The 20,114-nt window shown below is 43.3% G+C and carries 20 protein-coding genes; 16 read left to right on the top strand and 4 right to left on the bottom strand.

Going from position 1 to position 20,114, the window contains the following annotated elements:
* Positions 1-500: 500 nt before the first annotated feature.
* Entirely contained in the window at positions 501-2,264 is a 1,764-nt protein-coding gene (locus tag V7201_RS17265) for a metallophosphoesterase family protein (RefSeq protein ID WP_335378166.1), read from the top strand.
* Between the two features lie 39 nt (positions 2,265-2,303).
* On the opposite strand, the gene V7201_RS17260 is transcribed toward V7201_RS17265, so the two are convergent.
* Positions 2,304-2,726: an Lrp/AsnC family transcriptional regulator gene (locus tag V7201_RS17260; RefSeq protein ID WP_335377997.1), complete on the bottom strand. Its 423-nt coding sequence runs from the start codon at positions 2,724-2,726 to the stop codon at positions 2,304-2,306.
* A 97-nt stretch (positions 2,727-2,823) separates the two neighbouring features.
* Between V7201_RS17260 and V7201_RS17255 the strand changes: the two genes are divergently transcribed.
* On the top strand, positions 2,824-3,102 hold the full coding sequence (locus V7201_RS17255) for a hypothetical protein (RefSeq protein WP_335377996.1): 279 nt from the start codon (positions 2,824-2,826) through the stop codon (positions 3,100-3,102).
* A gap of 109 nt (positions 3,103-3,211) precedes the next feature.
* The gene (locus tag V7201_RS17250; RefSeq protein WP_335377995.1) at positions 3,212-3,772 is read left to right on the top strand and encodes a cysteine hydrolase family protein; all 561 of its coding nucleotides are present in this window, start codon (positions 3,212-3,214) and stop codon (positions 3,770-3,772) included.
* A 350-nt stretch (positions 3,773-4,122) separates the two neighbouring features.
* Here the strand turns inward: V7201_RS17250 and V7201_RS17245 are convergent, their stop codons facing one another.
* Both V7201_RS17245 and V7201_RS17240 read right to left on the bottom strand, forming a co-directional pair.
* Positions 4,123-4,563: a hypothetical protein gene (locus V7201_RS17245; protein WP_335377994.1), complete on the bottom strand. Its 441-nt coding sequence runs from the start codon at positions 4,561-4,563 to the stop codon at positions 4,123-4,125.
* A gap of 12 nt (positions 4,564-4,575) precedes the next feature.
* Positions 4,576-4,929 carry an ASCH domain-containing protein gene (locus tag V7201_RS17240; RefSeq protein ID WP_335377993.1) on the bottom strand — a complete coding sequence of 118 codons (354 nt, stop codon included), beginning with the start codon at positions 4,927-4,929 and terminating at the stop codon, positions 4,576-4,578.
* A gap of 202 nt (positions 4,930-5,131) precedes the next feature.
* Between V7201_RS17240 and V7201_RS17235 the strand changes: the two genes are divergently transcribed.
* From V7201_RS17235 to V7201_RS17185, 11 genes are all read left to right on the top strand, one after another.
* Positions 5,132-5,470, top strand: a complete 339-nt coding sequence (locus V7201_RS17235; protein WP_335377992.1) for a PadR family transcriptional regulator — start codon at positions 5,132-5,134, stop codon at positions 5,468-5,470.
* Positions 5,471-6,007 carry a DUF2812 domain-containing protein gene (locus V7201_RS17230; protein ID WP_335377991.1) on the top strand — a complete coding sequence of 179 codons (537 nt, stop codon included), beginning with the start codon at positions 5,471-5,473 and terminating at the stop codon, positions 6,005-6,007.
* Between the two features lie 99 nt (positions 6,008-6,106).
* Positions 6,107-6,811 (top strand): pseudouridine synthase, encoded by a 705-nt coding sequence (locus V7201_RS17225; protein ID WP_335377990.1) that lies wholly within the window; start codon positions 6,107-6,109, stop codon positions 6,809-6,811.
* Between the two features lie 177 nt (positions 6,812-6,988).
* Positions 6,989-7,534, top strand: a complete 546-nt coding sequence (locus tag V7201_RS17220; RefSeq protein ID WP_335377989.1) for a sigma-70 family RNA polymerase sigma factor — start codon at positions 6,989-6,991, stop codon at positions 7,532-7,534.
* Positions 7,521-8,516, top strand: a complete 996-nt coding sequence (locus tag V7201_RS17215; protein ID WP_335377988.1) for an anti-sigma factor — start codon at positions 7,521-7,523, stop codon at positions 8,514-8,516. The genes V7201_RS17220 and V7201_RS17215 overlap by 14 nt, the downstream gene beginning before the upstream one ends.
* A gap of 126 nt (positions 8,517-8,642) precedes the next feature.
* Entirely contained in the window at positions 8,643-9,728 is a 1,086-nt protein-coding gene (locus tag V7201_RS17210; protein WP_335377987.1) for a GGDEF domain-containing protein, read from the top strand.
* Positions 9,729-9,908: 180 nt separating this feature from the next.
* A complete protein-coding gene (gene sdaAB / locus V7201_RS17205; protein ID WP_335377986.1) occupies positions 9,909-10,574 on the top strand; it encodes an L-serine ammonia-lyase, iron-sulfur-dependent subunit beta in 666 nt (221 codons plus the stop codon).
* 200 nt (positions 10,575-10,774) lie between these two features.
* Positions 10,775-11,677, top strand: coding sequence for an L-serine ammonia-lyase, iron-sulfur-dependent, subunit alpha (sdaAA, locus tag V7201_RS17200; protein ID WP_335377985.1), 903 nt, complete (start codon positions 10,775-10,777; stop codon positions 11,675-11,677).
* A 167-nt stretch (positions 11,678-11,844) separates the two neighbouring features.
* Positions 11,845-12,228, top strand: a complete 384-nt coding sequence (locus V7201_RS17195) for a MerR family transcriptional regulator (protein ID WP_335377984.1) — start codon at positions 11,845-11,847, stop codon at positions 12,226-12,228.
* Entirely contained in the window at positions 12,229-13,902 is a 1,674-nt protein-coding gene (locus V7201_RS17190) for an acyl-CoA dehydrogenase family protein (protein WP_335377983.1), read from the top strand. It begins immediately after the preceding gene.
* A gap of 268 nt (positions 13,903-14,170) precedes the next feature.
* On the top strand, positions 14,171-16,564 hold the full coding sequence (locus V7201_RS17185; protein ID WP_438825069.1) for an immune inhibitor A domain-containing protein: 2,394 nt from the start codon (positions 14,171-14,173) through the stop codon (positions 16,562-16,564).
* Positions 16,565-16,767: 203 nt separating this feature from the next.
* On the opposite strand, the gene V7201_RS17180 is transcribed toward V7201_RS17185, so the two are convergent.
* Entirely contained in the window at positions 16,768-17,490 is a 723-nt protein-coding gene (locus tag V7201_RS17180) for a FadR/GntR family transcriptional regulator (RefSeq protein WP_335377981.1), read from the bottom strand.
* Between the two features lie 194 nt (positions 17,491-17,684).
* Between V7201_RS17180 and V7201_RS17175 the strand changes: the two genes are divergently transcribed.
* Positions 17,685-19,076: an FAD-binding oxidoreductase gene (locus V7201_RS17175; protein WP_335377980.1), complete on the top strand. Its 1,392-nt coding sequence runs from the start codon at positions 17,685-17,687 to the stop codon at positions 19,074-19,076.
* Between the two features lie 4 nt (positions 19,077-19,080).
* Positions 19,081-20,055 carry a bile acid:sodium symporter family protein gene (locus V7201_RS17170; protein WP_335377979.1) on the top strand — a complete coding sequence of 325 codons (975 nt, stop codon included), beginning with the start codon at positions 19,081-19,083 and terminating at the stop codon, positions 20,053-20,055.
* The last annotated feature ends 59 nt before the right edge of the window (positions 20,056-20,114 follow it).

Below are 20,114 nucleotides of genomic sequence, written 5' to 3'. Positions count from 1 at the left end.
CAAGAGACTATTTACAGCAAGCTTTGCATGAGATGGCCGTATCAGGAATTCGGTTATATTTTGCGGGAATCAGCTGAAGAAGCTCTAAGATTGGACTGGCTCTGGATGAGCCGGAAGAAGATGATGAGTTTTTGGTGGTGAATGGAATCAGGGTAGCTGTTGATCCTTCGATTGAATATGAAGTAAAAAGTCTAACCGTAGATTTTAATGATAAGACCAAAGAGTTGGTCTTAACGAATAACAATAAAGATTTTTGTTAAGGGAAGCCGCTGTATGATGCAGCGGTTTTTATTTATGGAAATAATAGAAAAAGTGTAGTGCCCATCATGGTTTAGGTTGTTTGTAAAAAGAGCCTGATATGCTGATTTTTCAAAATGACAGGGCTCATTTCGTCGAATTTTGTAATATCCTTTGCTGTATTGTCATGTTAGCTTAAAACCCCCTTTACAATGCCATGCTACGATAATGGCAGAAAAGGAGGTTAGCAAACAGTGAAAAATATGTTGAAGAAACTTATGATAGGTTCCATGTTTTTTTCGATCTTGCCGTTAGCTTCCGTTGCAAATAGCAGCCTGTTGAATGCTGCAGGAACACAGGATGGCGGCATTGGAAACAGCACGAATTATCTTGATGCGGTGCCGAACATCGCACTTGATCCAAAAGTGAACGAAATCATTTATCCTCTTTTCGCGACACCAGCCATCAAACAAAAGGGCAAAACGCTGACCGTTAAGGTGGACAGCAAAGGCGCAGAGGCTGGTGCCTGGAATGTGAAATTGAAGCAAACAAATCATTCTTCATTGACGAAGGAATATGACCTGCCAGTCCAAAAGGCAGAGGCAGGAGACTCTTATTGGAAAAAAAGCTCATCTATCTATAATGTAACCGTCCAAATCCCGGACAGCGTGCCGGAAAAATTATATGATCTGGAGGTTTCTTTTACAGGGAATGGCAAGCGAATCACAGATGAGCAGCCGCATTCTGTTAAAGTAGTAGAAACATTTAAAAAGGATTTCACGTTTTTACATCTGACCGATACCCACGTTGGTTCGCCGAGAAATCTGGGAGATCCAGATAACGTTTCTGGTACAGACCCAGCACTGGCTAAAGAAGCTGGAATGTGGGATCCGGATGAGAAGAAGCGCTGGCTTTATCTGCAAAAAACGATTAAGGAAGTAAACCTTGCAAATCCGGACTTTGTCGTTGTGACTGGCGATTTGATGTATGGGCAGATGAACCCTCAGGAATATGTTTATGAGTATGAAGAGACATACCGTGTACTGCAGAAGCTGAATGTTCCTGTGTACATCGTTCCTGGCAACCATGATTATTATGCACAGGATGCCACGCTTGCGGATGGAGCGAAATACTGGGAACAATACTTTGGGCCGCAGTATTTCTCATTTGATTATGGACCATTTGCCCACTATATTGGCTACAATTCATTCGACTGGCACAAGTTTGACCGCTCAGGCAATGGGACTGTGTCCGTGCCGACATGGGGCGGGCAGATCAGGGATGAACAGCTGAACTGGGTAAAAGAAGATCTGGCTGCAAATGCTGAATCAGCACAGCCTGGGCAGATCAAAGGGTTATTCTCCCATCATAATCCTTTATGGCGCGACCGCGATATCTGGCCGCAAAGCGATCCTGAAGTGCAAAGCTACTGGAAGCAATACGATGCGCAGCATAATCCGCAGTCATTATCGACGTTAGTGCTTGGTGAAAAGCTTGGCATTAAATATGACCAGCAATGGCATGGGGAGAATGCGCAGGAACTAGTCGATGTCATGAAACAGTTTAACGTGAACCTTAGCCTTCACGGTCACACTCATACAGATGATGTCACTGAAAAAGATGGGATCCTGTACACGACAACAACGGCGGTCGAGCTGACAGGCAAGCCGTGGGTAGGATTCAGGCCATTTAAAATGAAGAACGGCGAGATTACCTCTTACAAATACGATGATCTTGGACATTCGATCCCCGTCTATCATAATGGGGATACGAAAAGCGGGGTCATGTCATTTGATGCGAATTACAGTGCAGCGAATGATGGAACAGCCACCAGTCAGGAAGCTGCTGTAACAAACAGGCTGGACAAGCCGATTACCGTAACAGTGCCATTTTATATGGCTGCAGGAAGCTACCGTGCGTCTGCCGGTTCGGTTAAGCAAAATTATACCGATGGTGCAGTGCAGTATATGGAAGTTGAAATAACAGTGCCTGCCAACAGTGAAGAAAAGATTGAAGTAGTTAAATAGATTAAAAGGGCTGCCCTTCTTCATGGAGGGCAGCCTTGTTCATGTAATAGTTTTGAATTCAACTGGAGAAGAAAGATTAATCAAGGTCGATGGATGCCCATAGGCCATCGATTCATCAATGAACTCCTCGAGATGTTCCACTGACTCTGCGAGAATTTTAACTAGATAGCTATATTGCCCTGCCAGACGGTGACATTCCACGACCATCGGATGCAGTATGCAAAACTCGCGAAATTCCTTGCAGCGCTTAGAGTCGAACAGGATAAAAGCCAGAACACTCTTGTTCACTTTTTTAGGATTGAGGACAGCCCGGTATCCCAGAATCGTCCCGTTTTCCTCCAATCTTTTAACACGCTCCTTCACCGCTGGAACCGACAACCCTACGCGCTTTCCAAGCTCAGTCATCGAAATCCGGCCGTTTTCCTGAAGAATATGAAGAATGTTTTGATCTACCTGGTCCATACTGCCACCTCGTTAAAATTTTTTGAAACTTCCTATCTATTTTTTCGTCTGTATATTAGTCTATTATAAGAAAAATATTCCATAAGGGGAAAAAGAAATGGATCACGTGATTACAAATCTCGTGCTGGGAGCCATCGTTCTGAGTCCAGTACTGCTGCCCGCTTTAAAGAAAAAATGGATTGCGTTCTGGATTACGCTCTCAGGTTATGTGCTCTATATTTTGTGGGGTGTGAATCTTTATTTTACAGAAGATATCCAGGACTACGGCACAGGTTACGGCCTATTCATTATTCCGTATATCATCATCCTTACGATTATAAGCTCTCAGTTTCAGAAGCTGGCAGACAGAAATAAGTTTTTAAGGAAAAATATCTGAAATAAAGTAAATTTTAAAGAAATTGTATGTAATTAACGAAGAAACTTTATGTAAATTATATCCTCATTTAAATAAAATTACCTTATGAACATTTGAAGGGATGATGGATATGAATTTCACGAAGAATGATCCACTGATTGTTATTGATGTGCAAAAAGCATTTTTTGACCCGGCTTGGGGGAACAGGAACAATCCTCAAGCGGAAGAGAATATTGAAAAATTGATAGTGCATTGGCGGGAGATGGAGCGACCGGTCATTTTCGTCCAGCATAGATCGGAGAGTAAGGATTCCTTCTTTTATAATGAAAAAGAAGGGGTGGAGTTCATGGACTTTATCCGGCCGCTTGGAGATGATATTGTGATCACTAAATCCGTCAATAGCGCGTTCATCGGGACTGATTTGCATCAAATTCTGGTTGATCTTAAGAGTGAGCATGTTGTCATAACAGGACTTACGACGAATCACTGTGTAGAAACGACAACACGAATGGCCGGCAACTATGGCTTCAACCCAATCCTCGTTTCCGATGCGACAGCAACGTTTGATCGGGTTGGGCTCAATGGCGAAGTTTTTGCTGCAGAATTGATCCATGCCATGACGATGGCGAACCTGAATGAAGAGTTTGCGGTGATTTCGGATACGGAATCTGTTATAAAAGCGGCTGATTAATTCAGATTTTAGGAGGAACCTTCATGATGAGGGTTCTTTTTTTATATTTGTGCCATTAAAATTACGACCCATTAATTAATTTGGCGAAAATGTATATGAATTTGGCGAAAACGTAATTTTTCTGGCGAAAGTAAGTGGTAATCTGGCGAAAACGTGATTTTTCTGGCGAAAATGACTATGAATCTGGCGAATAGGAAATTTTGATTGGAAATTTCCAGTTTTGGAGTTTAGCAGATCATATTTTGAGTGGACTGTATAGATGATTCGGAGGTTCGTAGTAAAGTAGATGCCAGCCCCCATCTAGAATTGTTAACAGCAAGTAAAAAAGCCCGGGCTCAATACCCGGACTCTTACCACAAATATGGCTTCACAACCATAAACCACAGCATCGACATCAGCAGGATGATGTAGGTCCATATTGTCCGCTTCAGTTTTGCCGAAAGTTCTAACTTGTTCGCGCCTTCTTCGGTGAATTTCCGAAGGGTGGGCGAGAATGCCCTTGCCAGAAAGAAAAGGGATGAGAAGAGCAGAACTAACGTCATCACAATCCACGGTGTTTTCCAAGTCCATGGGCCAAGGACGACAAGCAGGACTCCAGTTCCCACAAGCACATGGCCTGAGTGCATGGAAAGACGGACGACCGACTTCAATGTAGCTAGGTGGGCGCCCAATTCTTTTCCCTCAGCGGAGGGCAGTTTTTTTACAATTGGCATGAGAATGAAGAAAGGGCCAATTGAGGCGATCACGCTGGATACGTGCAAAAAAATGATGACTCGGTATAGTAAATCCATTACAAATGCCTATTATTCGTTAACAGGGCTGAACTCGTGTACCCAGACTCTCATTTGCGGAAGCCAAGGCATTCCTGGGTGGTACGCTAAAATGGACTGCTTGTAGTCTTCAACTGTTTCAAAGCCTTCACGGCGCGCATCTTCATCCGTCAATTCTCCAAGAGACTGTGAATATACATTGTCCACTACGAACTTCTTGCCTTTCAGCTCCATGATTTCGCCAACATCAGCGTATCTTCCGTTTCGGCGAGTTGCCGTCTTTTTGCCTTCCAATACTTTATTAATGTCATCTTCCATTGTTACCAGACGCTCGATTTCACAAGTTTTTGGCGGTAAAGTGTTATTTTGTTCTTCATGGTTTGTCATTTAAAAAACTCCCTTCCGTATGTACCTATATAATGTACCATATTTTGAAAAAGGAAAGCCAAGGGTCTGATAAAATATCTTGTTTTGGATATCCTTTTAAAAATTGTTGACTTCGAATGTAGGTCTATTTTATTATATCGTTATACGATATATCGGTAAGCGTAATAACGTGAGTCGATATACTGAACTGGAGGAACAAACAATGAAAAACAGCGCACCCGAGAAATTCCTGCCGCTTACACATACAACTTACTTTATATTAGTCTCGCTGATCACACCTTTGCATGGATATGGAATCATGCAAAATGTTGAGGAGATGAGCAAAGGAGAAGTGAAGCTGGGACCCGGTACACTATATGGCGCCTTAAGCAAGCTTGAGAAGCAGGGAGTCATTGAGAAAACGGAAGAGTTGGATGAGGAGCGCCGGAAATCCTATGTGCTTACGAATCTGGGCAGACAAGTCGTGAAGCTGGAGCTGCAAAGGTTAACACACCTTGTCGCGGCGACTGAAAAACAAGTGAAAGAGTTGGGGGAGATTTAAATGGCCGAAACAAAGAAAGTTTTTAAGATGTTTTTTCCAGGACAGGACAATAAGGAAGAAGAGTGGCTGACAAAGATGGCAAGTGAAGGCTGGAATCTGAAGGATTACAAGGGATTATATACTTTTGAAAAAACAGAGTCAGCAAACTATGTATACAAAATCGATTACAAGGCGACAAAAAACGCTGACCTTGCAGAATATAAAGAGATTTTTGAGGATTCAGGCTGGGAGCATGTCACACAATTTGGCGGCTGGCAATATTTCAGAACAGCTGCTGAAAACGGGGCAGTTCCTGATATTTATTCTGATGCAGAATCGAGAATCCAAAAATACACAGGATTATTAAGGAACCTTTCAATTGCTTATATTGGATTGGTTGCGATGCTCCTCCTGTATTTCTTGAACCCGGAATCAGGCATTTCTGATTTTACAAAAGGAGTATTCACAGGGGTCACAGCTGTAGGCGCGGTTGTCATCCTTCAGATTCTCTTTAAAGTGAAAAAATTAAAAACGGAAGGAAATAGCCTGAACAGCTGAGTTGACGCCGATTGGAAACAGAATTTTGAGCGCTGAAATAGATGATGCGGTAAACTGAAAAAATAAGAAACAAAAATTACCTCAAGATTGGAGCATCATTTGAGAATCAATAAATATATAAGCGAAACAGGTTATTGCTCTCGAAGGGCAACCAATCGCCTGATTAAAGAAAAAAGAATAACCGTGAATGGTGAGGTGTGCGAGCCGGGGACGATGATTGATCCTGATGATGTTGTATTGATCGATGGCCTTGTCATTCCTGAAAAAGCAGAAGCCGTTTATATCGCGCTCCATAAACCGGTGGGCATTACGTGTACGGCCGCCACTTATGTAGACGGAAATATCATTGACTTTATGAATTATCCTGGCAGGATCTTTCCCATCGGCCGTCTGGATAAGGATTCGCAAGGGCTGATTTTAATGACGAATGATGGAGCCATCGTCAATAAAATGATGCGTTCCGAGTTTGGGCATGAGAAAGAGTATGTGGTGACAGTCGATCACCTGATTACCGACGATTTTATGAAGAGAATGTCCGGAGGGATTAAGATTCTCGGCACGACGACAAAGCACTGCAAGGTTTCGAGAATCAGTGATTATGAGTTTCAGATTATCCTCACACAGGGACTCAATCGCCAGATCCGCCGGATGGCAAAGGAGTGCGGATACAGGGTCACACGGCTTGAGCGCATTCGAATTATGAATGTAACAATGGAAGGTTTGGAAATGGGAGAATGGCGGGACCTTACTAAAATAGAAATAACGAATATGCTTGACCAGTTAGCTGACACCGTTCCATTGTGAATGGTGTTTTTTACATTTCTGCCAAAAGATTTCAAATTAGGTGTAACATTTAAAGTGGATGAGCGTTTTAGTTATGAGAATTAAATAAAAGACTGTGCTAACGATCAAAATTGAACAGTGGCAAGTGAACGTTCGCACCGTTCAAGTATAATGTGGCAACTTTAAAGGGGCAATAGGATGGACTTTAGCAGAAGCAATGAACTAGATAAATTATATAGAAGGTACACAAAGCCCCTTTATTATTTTTTATTAAAGCTTTCGGGGTCACATCAGCTTGCGGAAGATTTGACGCAGGAAACGTTTGTGCGTGCTACGGTGTCATTATCATTTTACAACCAGGAGGATGTTAGGGCATGGCTGTTCAAGGTGGCGCGCAATGCCTATCTCGATGAGTGGCGGCGGCGTAAGCGGAGAAAATGGGTGCCATTTGCGGATTATTTATTTTCAGGCGACGAAATGGTGAGTCCATATGGTCTGCCTGAGGATACAGCGGTCGAAGCGGAAACTTCACAAGATTTGCAGCAGCTTTTAACATATTTGCCCGAGCAGTATCGCGCAATTTTGTATTTGCGCGAAGTCGAGCAGTTCAGCTATCAGGAGATACAGGAAGCATTGGATCTTTCTGAAAATCAAGTGAAAGTGACGCTTCATCGGGCGAGAAAACGGCTGGGGGATATTGCCGAAAAACAAGGTTGGAAGGTGGATGGACATGGAGTGGAATAAGGATCTAGAGAAGAAAATCCTTTTTAAATACCGATTTACTTTAACGGTGAGGGTGATTAAGGTCATTGCAGCAGCGCTGTTTTTCTTTTGGCTGTATATGCTGGTGGTAACTCTTATTTATGATGGAACGCGGTTCGGGGAAAAGCATGCTTTTTACAGCAAGGTGGCGATGGATTGGACCCAGCCGAACATGGAAGAGGAGTTTGGCAGCTTTGATTCGATTGAAATTACACCATTCCTGACGCAGAAAATTTCATACCCTATTTACAAAAGGGTAGGGAAAGAAACCGTTCGTGCCGGTGATATGAAGCAGGCAAAGTCATTGCTTAACACTTTTTCTAAAAGAAATATCGAATTTGCGGAACCGAAAACCGAGAAAGAATACAATTTCTATTTACCAGAGGATCCAAGGACAGGGAAAAGTCTTGAAGAAAACGAAGTTCCCGGTGTATGGAACAGACTTGAAAAAGTGGATGAAGGGACGGTAGCGGAACTCAGCTTTTCAACGAAAATGTTCATGAAGCCTGAGGAGCTTTACGAGATTTTGAAACCATACGATGTCGATGTGCTATGGATGCCGCTTTATGCTGGCGAGTTGAAGGAGTTTGAAACAAGCTGGGGCGGTGGAGGAGATTCCATTTCATTATTTTACAATTTTGGTTTTACTGGCGGGAGAGAAACGAACAATGATTTCAATTCTCAAACGAAGCTCAGCTTCGAACCAGACCATCTTAATGAAAACAAAAAGCTAATGCTAAAGCAGATGAACGAGCTTCTCGAAAATGAATCTGGAAGCTATCGGGAAAACTTTCTCGGCCTGGATCATTTAGAAGAACGCTATAACTATCTGATGAAAAATGGATTTCAAGTGTACGGTGCTGTCGTGACAGGTCCTGTGAAAGAGCTGCTGAAATTGAGGGATTTGGAACAAATCCAGGGGGCAGACCTTGGAAAAATGACTTATTGGAATTGGGAAGAATAAAATTATGGCGGAAGCAAGAGTCAACCGGGACTTTTGCTTCTTTTTTTGCATTTGAAAATATACTAAAATAGGTATTTCTAGTAAAATGGAATTAGGGAAAGTACATTTGTATTTTGGGAGATATGAATGGCTCGAGCAATAAAAGCAGGACTGCTAACCACTGAGTTAGTTTGGGAGATGAGTAGGATGTACAAGAAATTCGAGACGATTGAAGAGCTGAAAAGAGGCGTTTACCTTTGGGTACTGCCGGTTATTACGCTTGCTCTGATCATCAATAGCTTTTTGAATAATGAAAGCCTTTTTGACACTATCGTCAATTCTACTCTGATTGTCTCATTCTCCGCCAGCTGGATCATGGCGTGGATGAATAGAGGGGTTCGTTTTACCGAATATTTAAATGTGCTGTTAGTCAGCTTGTACCATGTCCTTACCTTGTTTGAAGTAGTCCATAATGATATGTCGAAAACTGGTGGATCCCTCGGTGACTTCATTGTGTGGATGCCGCTGATCATCATGTTTTTCTTTTTGATACTTGGTACGCAAAAGGGATTTTACTTTTCGATTTTCATCTTCATGACCACGATGGCGATCGGCCTTGTGTATGGCAGCAAGCTTTCACCGGAGGCAATCGATTCGCTGACGCAATTTCATGCGGCGAATATCGTATATATCCTAGTACTCTATTATACTCAGAATGTGTTCCGCGCTTTTTCAGAGCGTGATTTCTTTAAGAAGCATGCATTTATCGATTCGTTGACGAGAGTGGCCAACAGGCACCAGATTGATGTCTGGCTTGAAGAGAAGCTTGAGAACGCAGAAGAAAATGAGAATTCATTCTCGATCATCTTCTTTGATATCGACCATTTTAAAAAAGTGAATGACATCTTTGGCCATAAAATTGGCGATTGCGTTTTAAAGGAACTTTCCGCAATCGTTACTGGCAAACTATCAGAAGGTGATCTTTTTGGCCGCTGGGGCGGTGAGGAATTTATTCTGATCACGAATAGTAACGGGAAACAGGCTTTGGAAAAAGCAGAGCATTTCCGTAAATTAGTTGAAAGCCACCATTTTAAAGAAGCTGGAAAATTGACCGCGAGCTTTGGGGTCACTGATTTTCAGCCTGGTGATAACATAGACTCGCTGCTGAACCGTGCGGATGAAGGCTTGTATTTATCAAAAAATAGCGGCAGGAATAAGGTAAGTATGATTTAACCATTCTCGATTGTGAGGATGGTTTTTAATTGGATAAAAATTATTGATTAAACTCTATTGGAATTGTGGTAAGATAACTATGGTTATCAATCTTTAAAAATGGTTTTATATGTAATCGCTTACATGGTAACTGGGCTATATAAAGTTCCAGTTTTAATAGAGTAGAAGGAGTAGTGCAACATGAAATATCGCTCTGCATTTGATATTATAGGTCCGGTGATGATCGGGCCGTCTAGTTCACATACAGCAGGCGCTGCCAGAATCGGGCGAGTGGCGCGGACATTATTCGAAAAACAGCCGGCGAAGGCCGTCATTTCCTTGTACGGCTCATTTGCAAAAACATATAAAGGCCATGGAACAGACTTGGCACTAGTAGCCGGAATCATGGATTTTGATACATTTGACGAGCGCATTCCTGAAGCTTTGGAAATAGCAAGACAAGTGGGATTGGAAGTCGAATTTATCACAGAAGATGCCGTGACAGAACATCCGAACACGGTAAAAATAAACCTATTTGATGGCGAAGGAAAAGAGCTAGAAATCGTCGGCATTTCAATTGGCGGCGGAACGATTGAGATCACAGAAATCAATTCGTTCAAGCTGAAGCTTTCCGGAGCACATCCAGCCATCCTGGTTGTTCATCAGGACCGTTTCGGACTGATTTCCGCTGTAACGAGCGTACTGTCAAAATATGAAATCAATATCGGACATATGGAGGTCTCCAGGAAAGAACGAGGAGACGAGGCGGTCATGGTGATCGAAATGGACCATAAAATCGATGACGGCGTGTTTGCGGAATTGAACTTCTTGCAGGGAGTTACGCAGGTTATTCGGTTGGTGGATTAAAAAAGTTATTGAATGGCAGTCTGCTGTATGGCAGATTGCTATGTAGGACAAAGATAAATTACAACAAAATTGAAATAGTGCTAATCGTGCTGCAATGCAATAGTGGTGAGAGATAAATATCTTGATATCACTATGTGATTTATCCATGCAGCGGGGCACTATTCTCAAAATGTTAAAAGTAAAATTCAGGAGGACAAGCCATGTTTCGGAATGTAGCCGAGCTTGTTGAATTAGCAGAAAAGAATCAAGTGAAAATCGCCGAAATTATGATTCGGCAGGAGATAGAAGTTTCTGGCCGGTCGCGCGAGGACATTATTGCCCAGATGGACAACAATCTGTCTGTCATGGAACGAGCGGTTGAACGAGGCTTAAATGGAGTCAAGTCTCATTCAGGGCTGACTGGCGGAGACGCTGTATTGCTGCAAAAGTATATTGATAGCGGCAAATCGCTGGCTGGCAATCTATTATTGGATGCCGTCAGCAAGGCAGTCGCAACTAATGAAGTGAACGCGGCAATGGGAATCATTTGTGCAACACCAACGGCAGGCTCTGCTGGAGTTGTACCTGGAACATTGTTTGCTGTGAAGGAAAAACTGAACCCAACTCGTATGGAAATGATCGAATTCTTGTTCACGACGGCAGCGTTCGGTTTTGTTATCGCAAACAACGCTTCCATTTCCGGAGCAGCCGGCGGATGCCAGGCAGAAGTAGGATCCGCTTCAGGAATGGCCGCAGCCGCGATCGTTGAAATGGCCGGCGGCACGCCGCAGCAATCATCTGAAGCCTTTGCGATTACATTGAAAAATATGCTTGGTTTAGTCTGTGACCCAGTTGCCGGATTAGTAGAAGTTCCATGCGTGAAGCGGAACGCGATGGGCGCATCCAACGCCATCACAGCTGCCGACATGGCACTAGCTGGCGTAACAAGCAGAATCCCATGCGACGAAGTCATCGGAGCCATGTACGCCATCGGCCAAACAATGCCATCTGCACTCCGCGAAACAGCAGAAGGCGGACTAGCAGCCACACCAACAGGCCGCCGCCTAGAAGAAGAAATCTTTGGCAAGCCAAAAGCAAAACTAGTCGATTACCTAATAAAATAGAGAGAACTTTAACACAGTAAAGCGGTGGGGGTCAGACCCCCACCGCTTTACTGTGTTAAAGGGGATATTCTCTTTTCTTACTATACTCATTTCTTGTTGCTCTTTACGTTAACGTCAATGATATAATCAATTTACTGACTATTCTGTTAAAAAGAGGTTTACACATCATGTATACGATATCTGATTTGGCCGAGGAGTTTGGGGTGACGACGAGAACGATTCGTTATTATGAGGAGCTTGGTCTGATGAAACCCCACCGTTCTGAGGGAGGCCGCCGCTTATACACTGGCAAGGAATACACCCAATTAAAGCTCGTGCTGCGAGGGAAGCGCTTTGGTTTTTCGCTTGATGAAATCAAGGAGATGGTTCTTCTCTTTGACGAGGATCGAACAGGTGAGAAGCAGTTGCATCGTACGATTGAATATGGCAATGAGAAGCTGGCAGAAGTAAACGAAAAAATAGCTGAATTGGTGGAAATCAAAGAGGAGATTGAAAGACTGCTGTCGGATTTCAATGGAAAACTGGAAGGAATACAAAGGGAGGTTAAGTAGATGGACTTTTATCAAGACGAACCGCAATTTCGCGCTTTGCTGAAGGAGTTGTTGGATGAGGACTTTTTTAAGTATGCGGACCGGGAACTCGAGGCGTTCGGTGAGAAGTGTGCCAATGAAATTGACCAGCGCGCCAGATTCACCGATCGTGAAGGCCAGCCAAAGCTGATTAAATTTGATGCTTATGGCGAAGACATTTCTGAGGTATGGGTGAATGAGGGCTACCGCCGGACCGTGGAGGAATCCTACAACACCGGGATTGTGGGCTATGTTCACAAGGAGATTCCCGAGCTGGGCAGAAAAGGAAACTACATCTATTCCTACGCCCAAGGTTATCTGCTTTCCCAGACTGAGCCAGGCTTTTACTGCCCGGTGACACTGACGATGGCCACAGCTTACTTGCTTGACGAATATGCCTCTCCAGAACTCAAAGAAAAGTTCCTGCCTCACGTGTTGTCAACTGGAGAGACAAAATTATTTGAAGGTGCTACCTTCCTGACTGAGCGTCAGGGAGGATCTGATGTCGGAGCCAACCTCGTGAAGGCAGTCCAGACAAAGGAAGGCTACAAGCTTTACGGTGAAAAATATTTTGCATCAAATGCCGGCATGTGCGGAGTCGCGATGGTTTTAGCAAGAAAAGAAGGAGCCCCAGCCGGCACAAAAGGATTGACGCTGTTCGCAGTCCCATGGCGCAATGAAGATGGCTCGCTGAATGGCATCAAAATTCGCAGGCTCAAGGATAAGCTTGGTGTAAAGGCAGTCCCTTCTGCTGAAGTTGAATTTGATGGTGCGCAAGCCTATGTGGTCGGCGATCCATCCAAAGGCTTTTATTACATGATGGAAGCTCTGAACCTATCAAGGGTTTGCAACACAGTCGCATCACTCGGAATCATGAGGCGCGCCTACAGTGAAGCAAGTCAGTATGCTTTTAAGAGAGAGGCATTTGGCAAGAAGCTGGCAGACTTTCCGATGATTAAAGACTCGCTGGTAAAAATGGCTGTGAAACTTGAAGTCGAAACCCGAACCGTGTTTAAATATCTGCCGCTTTTTGAAAAAGTGATGAGAAACGAAGCGGGAGTTACTGAAAAAGACGTCGTCCTCAACAGGCTGTACATCGCTCTTCTAAAAAAAGAGACCGCAGAGCAGGCCGTCCATTTTGCGCATGAAGCAATTGAAATGCATGGCGGGAATGGTTATATCGAAGACTTTGTCACTCCTCGCTTATTGAGGGACGCCCAGGTTCTGACAGTTTGGGAAGGGACCGCAAACATTCTTGGACTGGAAGTTCTGCGATTATTAGAGAAATTCAATGCGGGCGAGCTTTTTTTACAGGAAATGAAAACTCGATTATCGAACATACAAGGTGAATTTGCGAATCAAGTCCGCAAAGGAATGGAGCAGCTGGAAAAGCTATTAACTGCACTTCAACAGGCCACACCTGACCTTAAGACTTTCCATTCCAAAAGGGTGGCTGAGCTGATGGTGAAAATTTTCGAAAGCGTTGCTGCACTTGAATATGCGGCATGTGGGGATGAGCGGGCTCAGAAAGTGATGGAAGTGTATATCGAGCATACTTGGGAGACACCATATATGTTTAAACAACATATGAAAACGGTAGACTATTTTACTGATCTCGTTCAAGTTACAAACTTAGAAAAAATAGGACTTTCATAATAATTATTAGTTTTACTATTAGCAGGATCATTATTATGATTCTGCTTATTTTATTTTCGACAGGTTAGTAAAGTTATTCTCAGTATCTCACATGAATTTTGCTGAAACTGATAGAATAAGATAGTTTTATCATATACTGTGAAAAATCCGTCTGCTAAATTCCCCATAAACTGATTTAGTCTGTCGGTAAATGAAAAACGAATCTCCTTGTCCCACTATTATTTTCCGAATAGTATGTAATTACGGCCGTAATTAAGAGAATCAGGGAGTGGATAAATTGAAGAAAGTATTAAAAACTAGTCTATCATCTGTAGTACTTGCTGGTACATTATTTGCTGGTTTTCCTAGTGCTTATGTACCAAAGGAGATTGATGTTTTACATAAGGCGGAAGCCCAAAAAAGTCACTCTCAAACTTCACTGGATTTAGCAATTATCAATGATGAAAAGTTGATTGAATCATTTATTAAGCAAGGGCTTCTATCAAAAGATGCATCAGAGGCTGAAAAGCAAAAATTCCTTAAAAACTATTTAGCCTTAAAAGGAAAAACGACAGATAGCAAAGAGTCAGATCCTCTTGCAGCAAAAGTGAAAGCTTCCCAGGCTGAAAAACAAAAGAAATTTAAAGACTTTAACAACGGTTTACTGAATGGCAAAGGGGAAAAGAAAGGCCATTTGAAGGGGAACCCTGATCCAGTTAGTGAAACCGCTTACAATGGAGAAAAAAGAGAAGACAAAGTATTAGTGCTGGCTGTTGAGTATGCAGATTTTGCACATAATAACATTAAACCGGAGGAGACGGACAATTACTATAAGGACTATCCTCTTTCACACTATGAAGATATGATTTTTGGTGAAAATGGGGTCGAGGGACCGAATGGTGAGGACCTCGTTTCTATGAAGCAATTTTATGAACAGCAATCCGGCGGAACTTATTCAGTTGACGGAAAAGCGTATGGCTGGCTGAAGGTCCCAGGAACGGCAGCATTTTATGGTGCTGATAGGCCAACAGGCGGACATGATAATATGGTTAATGGAGGTTCAAAGCAGTTAGTAATTGACGCCTATAAAGCTGCATTGGCTGCAGGAGTCCCTGTAGACGATTATGACTTAGAAGATCCTCATGATTTGGATGGAGACGGAAAGCTGCAAGAGCCAGATGGACTTGTTGATCACCTTATGATTATCCACTCTGGAGTTGGTCAGGAAGCCGGAGGTGGATCACTTGGTAACAATGCAATCTGGTCTCATAGATCAGCAAAATTTGTTGATTTAGACGGCCTAGGAGTAGGAAAGCCAGGGTTCTATGACTACACAATGATGCCTGAAGACGGAGCTACCGGAGTGTTTGCCCATGAATATGGCCACGACCTAGGCTACCCGGATGAGTATGATACTCAGTATACAGGAACTGGAGAAGCGGTAGCTTACTGGTCCATCATGGCAAGCGGATCCTGGGCGGGTAAGATTCCTGGAACAGAGCCAACAGGGTTCTCTCCACTGGCAAAATCTTATTTCCAATCCTCTTTAGGCGGCAACTGGACGAATGATACAGTTGAAATTGATTGGAAAGATGTATCTTCAAAGGGTACACAAGTATTGCTTGACCAAGCGAACTCTCCTAATGGGAAAAATGCGATTGCTGCGAAGATAAACCTTCCGCAAAAAGCGACTCAAATTAACACTCCTGCTGCTGGAAGCTACGAATATTGGGGAGGCCAGCAGGATGAAATGGATACCAATATGGTCACAACGGTTGACCTAACAGGTAAAAATTCTGCAACGTTAACATTTGATGCCTGGTATGATATCGAAGAACAATGGGATTTTGCCTTTGTTCAGGTATCAGAAGACAATGGCGCTACATGGAAGTCTATAGGAAACGCTAATACACGTTCAGACGTTGTTCCGGAAGGGTATCCAACGATTCTAAATTCAATGCCAGGATTCACAGGTAATTCGGATGGCTGGAAATCACAATCGTTTGATTTATCCGCTTATGCAGGTAAAAAGGTTCAACTTCGTTTACGTTATGCTACTGACTGGGGCTCTTCAAATGCAGGATTCTACGCCGATAACATTAAAGTCGTAGCCGACGGCAAAACGATTGTGGATGACGGTGCAGAAGGTGCAACATCACCATTTGCCTTAAATGGATTTACAAAATCAGATGGAAACAAGTACTCTGATCATTACTATCTGTTAGAATGGCGTAATCATAAGGGAGTTGACACCGGATTAGCAAATATCAAACGCGGTAAATCCCTGATGAGCTATGACGGCGGATTAGTAGTTTGGTATGTTGACCCAACATTCACTGATAACTGGACGGGAATACATCCAGGAGAAGGTTTCATTGGAGTAGTTGATTCCCATCCGGAAGCGCAGATGGTATGGAGCGATGGAGCTAAAGCATCTACTCGTTACCACATTGCTGATGCTGCATTTGGCTTGAATCCAACTTCTGGCCTGAATCTGGATTATGGTTATATGTCATTGAACTACGACTCACAAGAAAGAGTAACCCTATTCGACGACAGCAATAGCTTCCTTAACACATTTATGCCAGACGCAGGCCGCGACATTGGCAACTACGGCTTGAAGGTTCGTGTTAATGGCCAGGCAAAGGATAAGTCTGTAGGATCGATTGTCATCTATAAATAATAGGCAAAACCTCCTGATGCCACTGTGACTGAGACAGTGGCACTGGAGGTTTTTTGTTTGCGGTGGAATAGATGAAAACGGGAGAAGGAACAATGAACTGATTGTGTCCTCTCCCATGAAATAAAGCTTGAATCATGCTCTTCGAACCACTGTTAAAGTAACCAAGAGCTGCTCCATAAAATAAAACTGTGAAAACCAAACCTTCACTTCCCAATATTAGAAACAATCGATTCTGTCAATTCTTCTTTTATCCTCGCAATATGCTCTTCCATCAATTCCTTTGCTCTGTCTGCATTTCCGGAGGCTATGGCCAAATAAATTTCCTTATGTTCCTCCATCGTATCTTCGTGGCGTTCGGGATCTGTAAAGCGATGTCTCCTGGTGGCCCTGATTGTATCTTTCATATGTTCGCTAAGGGTTTGGATCAAATCGATGAATATGGAATTATGGGTGGCCTCGACGATCGCAATGTGAAAGTCAACGTCTGCCGTTAGTCCTAACTCGGTGTTTTGTGCAGATAGAGCCATTTTTTCAAGGGCTGATCGAAGCTTTTCCAAGTCTTGTGATGTGGCCCTTTTTGCAGCCAGGAAAGCGGATTCTACTTCGATAGCGCGCCTGAGTTCAAGCATTTCATAGACAAGATGGGTTTCTGCCTTAATGATGGCTGCCGTGATTTCCTCTTTTTGCGATTGGAAGTTCTCAGAAGCTTTAATATAGCTTCCGCCGCCTTGCCGAATTTCAATGAGACCATTCAGCTCCATCGTCCTGAGTGCTTCCCTGATCGACGTCCGGCTGACTTTAAATTGCCCTGCCAATTCCCGTTCGGATGGCAATTTTTCACCCGGCTTCAAATTTCCCGCGAAGAAAAATTCCGTAATCTTATCCACAATCACTTGATATGTCTTTTTTTTCTCCTGATTTCCCATAAAATTACTCCTAATAAACGACCTTTCACTCTGTCCTAAATGTAACAGACTTAAAATCNNATAAATTATTGAATAGTTCTGATAATTTAGTATAATTACGATAATTGGTTGGACCAATTTCAAAAGAGGTACAACCAAATCTTTCAATTAAATCATGTGACAAACAGATGGATTGCAGAAAGAAGGAGAATTCAATGGAAGTAGCTAGTGTAGATCTGGTCAACGCATTAAGGGAGGTTCTTTCTGAAAGTCAGGTTACAGAAAATCAGACAGTAAGAGAATTGCATGGCAGGGATGAATCGTACCATGCGGTTAGCCTTCCCGACATTGTTGTTTTTCCTGAGACAGCACAGCAAGTAAGTGAAATTGTTAAAATCGCAAACATGAACAAAGTACCAGTTGTTCCTTTTGGGTTAGGATCAAGCCTCGAGGGGCATGTCATACCGTACGATCACGGGATTACAATCGATTTTTCACTCATGAATAAAATTCTTGAGGTACGGGAAAATGATTTTCTCGTAAAAGTCCAGCCTGGCGTAACCCGTTCGCAACTGAATAAAGAACTGAAAAAGTATGGTTTATTTTTCTCGGTGGACCCTGGAGCAGATGCAACTCTGGGAGGGATGGCGGCAACAAATGCCAGTGGAACGACATCAGTAAAATATGGAGTCATGCGTGACCAGGTTCGTGATCTTGAAGTGGTTCTTGCAGATGCTTCAATCATACATACTGGCAATTTGGCCGCAAAATCATCATCCGGATACCATCTTAATGGTTTATTCGTTGGTTCGGAGGGGACGCTAGGATGCTTTACCGAATTGACGTTAAAAGTTTACGGAATTCCAGAGCACGTAATGGCAGCAAGAGCGTCCTTTCCGGCATTGGATGATGCGGTTGAGGCTGTTGTCTCCATTCTGCAGGCAGGTATTCCAATTGCCAGGGTGGAGCTCGTCGATGAACCTTCAATGAAACAGGTCAACCATTTTAGTGACACAAACTATAAAGAAGGCCCTACTCTATTTTTAGAGTTTCATGGGAATGAAGCAGGCCTGAAGCAGGATGTAGAGTTCACAAAAGAAATTGTTGCAGACCATCATTGCCTAGATATTGAATTTGAAACAGATAATGCAGCGAGGAACCGTTTATGGGAAGCCAGGCACAATCTTGCCTATGCCTATATTCACGGCTATCCTGGTAAAAAAATGATGGTGACAGATGTCTGCCTTCCAATTTCAGAGCTGTCTGATGCCATTCGTCACGCAAGAGAAGTGGTTGATTCCCTTGGCCTTACCGGTGGAATCGTCGGCCATGTAGGTGATGGAAACTATCACGTCCTTTTGATGATTAATATGAACGATCAAAAAGAGATTGATCGGGCTGAACAGCTGAATGAAGAAATTGTCCTGTATGCTCTTGAACGAGGCGGGACATGCACTGGAGAGCATGGAGTCGGGATCGGCAAACAAAAATATCAGCAAAAAGAACATGGGGACGCGCTTCTCGTGATGGAAAAAATCAAACAAGCACTTGATCCACACAGTCTCTTAAATCCAAATAAAATTCTAAAGCCAAAAGAAAGAGAGTGATGAAATGAAAATTGTAGAAGCAGTCAGTACCATAGCCGGAAAGTATTTTGCAGTATGGGTGATCTTAACATCTGTCATTGCCTTCCTCGTGCCAGAGCCATTTTTAGGATTGGGAGGATATATTACGATTTTGCTCGGCGTTGTCATGTTTGGTATGGGGCTTACGTTGAAGGCAGTTGATTTTAAAATTGTCGTGACTAAACCTCTACCAGTTTTAATAGGAGTACTCGCACAATTTATCATCATGCCATCTGTCGCTTTCCTCCTTGCAAAACTGATGAATCTGCCAGCCGAATTAGCAGCAGGACTGGTTTTGCTCGGCTCTGTACCAGGCGGAACAGCCTCTAACGTTATGGTGTATCTGGCAAAAGGAAATGTTCCCTTGTCAATTGCCATGACTTCTATTTCAACACTATTGGCACCAATCATGACACCCCTGATTCTGCTTTTGCTCGCTGGCCAATGGATGCCTGTTGATGCTGTTGCCATGTTTAAGTCAATTATCCAAGTCATCATTCTTCCAATCGTTTTGGGTTTAGTTATTAAGAAGTTTTTCCCTGTGGCCGTTGAAAAAAGCCTAACCGTTTTACCGCTTATTTCGGTTGCAGCGATCATTACGATTGTCAGTGCCGTCGTTTCAGGCAATGCAGCCACCATTGCCACGTCGGGATTCCTTATTTTCACAGCAGTGATGCTTCACAACGGAATGGGTCTTTTGCTAGGCTACTTTGCAGCAAAAATGGCTGGGCTTGATGAAGTGAACAGAAGAGCAATTTCGATTGAAGTGGGCATGCAGAACTCCGGATTAGGCGTTGCCCTTGCGACTGCACACTTCGGTCCGCTTGCAGCCCTCCCAAGCGTCCTTGCTGCTGCATGGCACAACATTTCCGGACCAATCCTGGCGACTTACTGGTCAAAGAAGCATGCGGTTAGCGGTGAAAAAGAAGTGCCAGTTCGCCCTGTGAGTGCTCGGCTATAATCGAAGTTAATTAAAAAATCCTACGCAGCTAGCGTGGGATTTTTTTGTCGAGATTTTAG

It is taken from the genome of Bacillus sp. JJ1122 (assembly GCF_036964885.1).
Classification (GTDB): Bacteria; Bacillota; Bacilli; order Bacillales; family Cytobacillaceae; genus Mesobacillus.
Note: the sequence above shows the minus strand (reverse complement) of the source record. Positions and strands in the feature narration are given on the sequence as shown.